Source organism: Gordonia desulfuricans NBRC 100010, from assembly GCF_001485495.1.
Taxonomy (GTDB): Bacteria; Actinomycetota; Actinomycetes; order Mycobacteriales; family Mycobacteriaceae; genus Gordonia; species Gordonia desulfuricans.
Window position 1 is genome coordinate 1 of the sequence record NZ_BCNF01000159.1, and the last position, 4,857, is coordinate 4,857.

Genomic DNA, 4,857 nt, shown 5'->3' on the forward strand with positions numbered 1-4,857 from the left:
CCTCGGAGGTGGTCGCGGCGGGCTGCGACACCACCATGGATGGTCGAGCCGGGACCGAGCCGCTGGGCGAGGACCCGTGTCGAGGCCCGGTGACATGACTATGTTCGCGACCACCTCAGAAGTGGTCACGCGATGATTGAGCAGGTCGTTGTCGCGGTCGACCACCGTTGACCGACGGGCGGGGGAGACGTACCGTCATATCTGGATACATATGTTTCCAGAATTGGGGTCGGGATGGCGGGTCAGGTGACGATTCGGAGGCCGCAGAACATGAGGCGGGCGCCGACGACGCTGTTCGACCTGGTCACCACGCTCGGTCTGACCAGCGGGGTCGCCAACATCATCATGCAGCTGTCGTTGCCGCCGGTCGGATATGGCGTCAACGAGAGCCGCGTGGCATCGGGGAGCCCGCGCCGCTACCCGATCAAGCGGGCCCGCACCACCGGCCAGTACCTCGTCGTGGCGGTGATCGGCACCGACGCCGACCGCGACCTGATGCGCGCCGAGATCGCCGAGGCGCACAAGGCGGTGGTCTCCGAACCCGACAGCCCGGTCCGCTACAGCGGCAACTCGCCGGAACTGCAGAAATGGGTCGCGGCCTGCCTGTTCCGCTTCTATCTCGACCAGTACACCCTGCTCTACGGCGAACTCACCGAGCCCGAGCTCGATGTGCTGACGCGCGCCGCCGAACCGCTCGCCACCGGCGTCAACGTCCGTGCGCGGGCGTGGCCGACGAGCTGGGCGGAGTTCGCCCGGTACTGGGAGTCCCGGCTCGGTGACCTGGCGATCGACCCGCCTGTCCGCCACGACTTCGAGACCCTCTCGGATCTGGAGTTCATCGTCGAGGCGTGGGGGCCGCTCGGCAAGCCGTTCCCGATGCTGCTCGGGCCGTCGTACCGGTACCTGACCCGCGCCAACCTGCCGGCCGAGTTCCGTGACCTGATGGGGTGGGAGTGGTCGGAGCGTGACGCCCGACGGTTCGAGCGGGTGAAGAGCGTGCTGCGTGTTGCCGACCGGTTCGGTGGACGGGCATATGTGCGCGCCGTCTATCGCATCCAGCTCGCCGACTTCCGGATTCGCGTGCGGCTCGGCATGCCGGTGCTCGGGCCCCTCCGCGTGTCGGACGTGCCGATCAAGGACGGCGGCGCGCAACGCTGGATCACCAGGCATCTCACCGGATGACCCTTGCCGGTCAGTGATGCGGGAACGGATTCGGCGTCACCGACAACCCCTGGGCTGCACCCACTTCGGGGCTGAACAGCTCGCCGTCGTGGGTGCTCAGGCCCGCCGCGAGGGAGGGATCGGCGGCCAGGGCGCGCTCCCAGCCCTGATCGGCCAGCCGGAGCACATACGGCAGCGTCGCGCCGGTCAGGGCGTGGGTCGACGTGCGGGCGACGGTGCCCGGCATGTTGGCCACGCAGTAGAAGACGGTGTCGCGCACGGTGAACGTCGGATCGTCGTGGGTGGTGGGGTGCGAGTCGGCGAAGCAGCCGCCCTGATCGATCGCGATGTCGACCAGCACCGCCCCCGGATGCATCTGCGCCACCAGCTCGTCGGAGACCAGCACCGGGGCCTTCGCACCGGGGACCAGGACCGCACCGATCACCAGGTCGGCGTCGACGACGGCCTCCGCCACCGCCGACGAGGTGCTGTAGCGGGTGTGCACCCGACCGGCGAAGCGTGCGTCGACGGTGCGCAACCTGGCGATGTCGACGTCGAAGACCGTCACCTGCGCACCCATCCCGACGGCGATGGTCGCCGCGTTCACCCCGGCCACCCCGGCGCCCAGGATCACCGTGCGGGCGGGTTCGGTGCCGGGGGTGCCGCCCATCAGCACGCCGCGTCCGCCCGCCGACCGCATCAGGTGATAGGCGCCGACCTGTGGGGCCAGCCGCCCGGCCACCTCACTCATCGGTGCCAGGAGCGGCAGCGAACCGTCGGCGGCGCGCACGGTCTCGTAGGCGATGGCCGTGGTGCCCGCGGCGAGCAAGGCGTCGGTGCCGGCGGGGTCGGCGGCCAGGTGCAGGTAGGTGAACAGGGCCTGCCCGGCGCGCAGGTGCGGGTACTCGGCCGGGGTCGGCTCCTTGACCTTGACGATCAGCTCGGACTGGTCCCACACCTCGTCGGCGGTGGCCAGGATCTGGGCGCCGGCCTGCTTGAAGTCGGCGTCGGTGATCGCCGATCCGATCCCCGCACCGGCCTGCACGATCACCTCGTGGCCGCGGTGGGTCAGCTCGGTGACACCCGCCGGAGTGGCGGCAACGCGGTCCTCGTGGTTCTTGACCTCGGTGGGGATACCGATTCGCATGGTGACCTCATTCCTCGCAGGAACTACTGTCGAGGGTGAAGTTCCGTCGGGGCTCTCGCAACAATTCTGACGATGATTCTCGATCAGGCCTGATCGGTGAAGAACCGGCGACATCGGAGGTATCCATGCCCGACGATCTGAAGGATGTTCGGCCGCAACTCGACCACGTCGACCGGCAGATCCTGCGGCATCTGCAGGCCGATGCCCGAGTCACCAACGCCGACCTCGCCCACGCCCTAGGGATCGCGCCGTCGACCTGCCACGGACGGGTGCGGCGCCTCGTCGACCTGAAGGTGATCCGCGGCTTCTTCGCCGACGTCGACCCGGCCGCCGTCGGACGGCCGCTGCGCGCGATGGTCGCGGTGAGTCTGCAGTCGGATGCGCGGGGTCAGATCCGGCGTTTCGTCGCCGACATCACCGGACACGACGAGGTGATCGACGTGTTCTTCCTGGCCGGCAAGGACGACTATCTGCTGCACGTCGCCACCGCCGACACCGAGGCGCTGCGACGGTTCGTCGAGATGCTCAACTCGCGTCGGGAGGTCGCCGGGACCACCACGTCACTGGTGTTCGAGCACCTCCGCGGCGACGCGCCGATCTTCTGAGCGACGCCCCGAACCGGGCGACGCCGGTGGCTGCATAGACTTGACCGCAGCACCCACGACGAAAGGCTGGCATGGCTCAGGGCATCAGGGTTGGCGTCTTCGGTTCCAACGGCAAGGTCGGTCGCGCGATCGTCGCCGGGATCGAGGCAGCCGACGACCTCGTCTACACCGCCGGCGTCGACAAGGGCGACGCACCGGAATTCTTCTCCGACACCGACACCCAGGTCGTCGTCGACTTCACCCACCCCGACGTGGTGATGAACAACCTGAAGTTCTTGATCGAGAACGGGATTCACGCCGTGGTCGGCACCACCGGCTTCACCGACGAGCGACTCGCCCAGGTCGGCGAGTGGCTGTCGGCGGCCCCCGGCGTGGGCGTGCTGATCGCCCCGAACTTCGCGATCGGTGCCGTGCTGTCGATGCGGTTCGCGCAGGCCGCCGCCCGTTTCTACGACTCGGTCGAGGTGATCGAACTGCATCACCCGAACAAGGCCGATGCGCCGTCGGGTACCGCCTACCGCACCGCCTCCCTGATCGCCGAGGCGCGCGCCGCGGCCGGTGTCGGCAAGAGCCCCGACGCCACCACCGCCGAACTCGAGGGTGCCCGCGGTGCCGAGGTCGACGGCGTCCGCGTGCACTCGATCCGCCTCGCCGGTCTCGTCGCACACCAGGAAGTGCTGCTGGGGACGCAGGGCGAGACCCTCACCATCCGCCACGACTCGATGGACCGCACCTCCTTCGTCCCCGGTGTGCTGCTCGGTGTGCGCGGGATCGGTGACCGTCCGGGCCTGACCGTCGGCCTCGACGACCTGCTCGACCTCTGACGACGAGGATGCCTGCGACCATGCCTGCCGACCCCAAGCCCAAGAAGCCCCGCGGGGGTGACGCCCGCCCGACCATCTGGATGATCGGGTTCTTCGTCGTCGCACTGTGCGTGTACTTCGTGATCCTCGGCAAGCGGGCGATCGACCTGATCGCCGAGGGGACCGCGGTCGGGATCGTGCTGGGTCTGGCGGTGCTGTTCCTGCCGCTGCTCGGCGTCTGGATGGTGGTCTCGACCCTGCGTTCGGGCATCGAACACCAGAAGCTGGCCCGGATCATCTCCGAGCAGGGGCGCGAACTCGACGTGTCCGATCTGCCGCGCCGACCGTCCGGTCGGATCGAACGCGACGCCGCCGACACCCTGTTCGCACAGGTCAAGCAGGAGTGGGAGGCCGATCCCACCGACTGGCGCAACACCTATCGGATCGCCCGCGCCTACGACTACGCCGGTGACCGCGGGCGTGCGCGGCAGATGATGAAGCGTGCCTGCGAGCAGTTCCGCGAATCCTCGGACGGCCGGGGCGCATGAGCCGGCTGCTGATCGTCCACCACACGCCGTCGCCGTTCTGCCAGGCGATGTTCGAGGCGGTGATCAGCGGGGCGACCGACCCCGAGATCGAGGGCGTCGAGGTGGTCCGCCGGGCCGCGTTGTCGGTGACGGCCAGTGACTTCCTCGACGCCGACGGCTACGTCCTCGGGACACCGGCGAACCTCGGGTACATCAGCGGGGCCCTCAAGCATGCCTTCGACTGTGCGTACTACCCGATCCTGGACGCGACGCGCGGTCGGCCGTTCGGGGCCTACCTGCACGGCAACGAGGGCACCGAAGGCGCCGAACGCGCCATCGAGACGATCACCACCGGACTCGGTTGGGAGAAGGTCGCGCAGTACGTTGCGGTGTCGGCGAAGCCCGGCAAGGACGACCTCGAGAAGTGCTGGGAGCTCGGTGCGACGGTGGCCGCGCAGCTGATGGGGTAGTCGAGGTGGTGACCACCTCCGAGGTGGTTGCCGACACAACAGATCCTCACCTCGGGATCGACCATCCATGGTGGTTGCGCGCTGTTTTTGCTGGTTGAGCCGGTGAGGAGCGGAGCGACGAGGCGTGTCGAAAACCTCTGTCGG

Annotated in this window: 6 protein-coding genes; 5 read left to right on the top strand and 1 reads right to left on the bottom strand. The window is 68.7% G+C overall.

Going from position 1 to position 4,857, the window contains the following annotated elements:
- Positions 1 to 270 precede the first annotated feature (270 nt).
- Positions 271 to 1,182, top strand: a complete 912-nt coding sequence (locus GD1_RS21865) for an oxygenase MpaB family protein (protein WP_157079582.1) — start codon at positions 271 to 273, stop codon at positions 1,180 to 1,182.
- Between the two features lie 10 nt (positions 1,183 to 1,192).
- Here GD1_RS21865 and ald read toward each other — a convergent pair whose 3' ends face one another.
- Positions 1,193 to 2,308 carry an alanine dehydrogenase gene (ald, locus tag GD1_RS21870; RefSeq protein WP_059039554.1) on the bottom strand — a complete coding sequence of 372 codons (1,116 nt, stop codon included), beginning with the start codon at positions 2,306 to 2,308 and terminating at the stop codon, positions 1,193 to 1,195.
- 125 nt (positions 2,309 to 2,433) lie between these two features.
- On the opposite strand from ald, the gene GD1_RS21875 reads away from it, so the two are divergent.
- From GD1_RS21875 to GD1_RS21890, 4 genes are all read left to right on the top strand, one after another.
- Positions 2,434 to 2,913 carry an Lrp/AsnC family transcriptional regulator gene (locus tag GD1_RS21875; protein ID WP_059039555.1) on the top strand — a complete coding sequence of 160 codons (480 nt, stop codon included), beginning with the start codon at positions 2,434 to 2,436 and terminating at the stop codon, positions 2,911 to 2,913.
- Positions 2,914 to 2,984: 71 nt separating this feature from the next.
- Positions 2,985 to 3,737: a 4-hydroxy-tetrahydrodipicolinate reductase gene (dapB, locus tag GD1_RS21880; RefSeq protein ID WP_059039556.1), complete on the top strand. Its 753-nt coding sequence runs from the start codon at positions 2,985 to 2,987 to the stop codon at positions 3,735 to 3,737.
- Between the two features lie 20 nt (positions 3,738 to 3,757).
- Complete coding sequence (locus tag GD1_RS21885; protein WP_059039557.1) at positions 3,758 to 4,264, top strand: hypothetical protein; 507 nt, start codon at positions 3,758 to 3,760, stop codon at positions 4,262 to 4,264.
- Entirely contained in the window at positions 4,261 to 4,713 is a 453-nt protein-coding gene (locus GD1_RS21890) for a flavodoxin family protein (protein ID WP_059039558.1), read from the top strand. Before GD1_RS21885 ends, GD1_RS21890 begins: the two co-directional genes overlap by 4 nt.
- The last annotated feature ends 144 nt before the right edge of the window (positions 4,714 to 4,857 follow it).

Coding starts and splice junctions, on each gene's coding strand:
- GD1_RS21865 (WP_157079582.1), top strand. CDS start 271: ATGAGGCGGGCGCCGACGACGCTGTTCGACCTGGTCACCACGCTCGGT.
- ald (WP_059039554.1), bottom strand. CDS start 2,308: ATGCGAATCGGTATCCCCACCGAGGTCAAGAACCACGAGGACCGCGTT.
- GD1_RS21875 (WP_059039555.1), top strand. CDS start 2,434: ATGCCCGACGATCTGAAGGATGTTCGGCCGCAACTCGACCACGTCGAC.
- dapB (WP_059039556.1), top strand. CDS start 2,985: ATGGCTCAGGGCATCAGGGTTGGCGTCTTCGGTTCCAACGGCAAGGTC.
- GD1_RS21885 (WP_059039557.1), top strand. CDS start 3,758: ATGCCTGCCGACCCCAAGCCCAAGAAGCCCCGCGGGGGTGACGCCCGC.
- GD1_RS21890 (WP_059039558.1), top strand. CDS start 4,261: ATGAGCCGGCTGCTGATCGTCCACCACACGCCGTCGCCGTTCTGCCAG.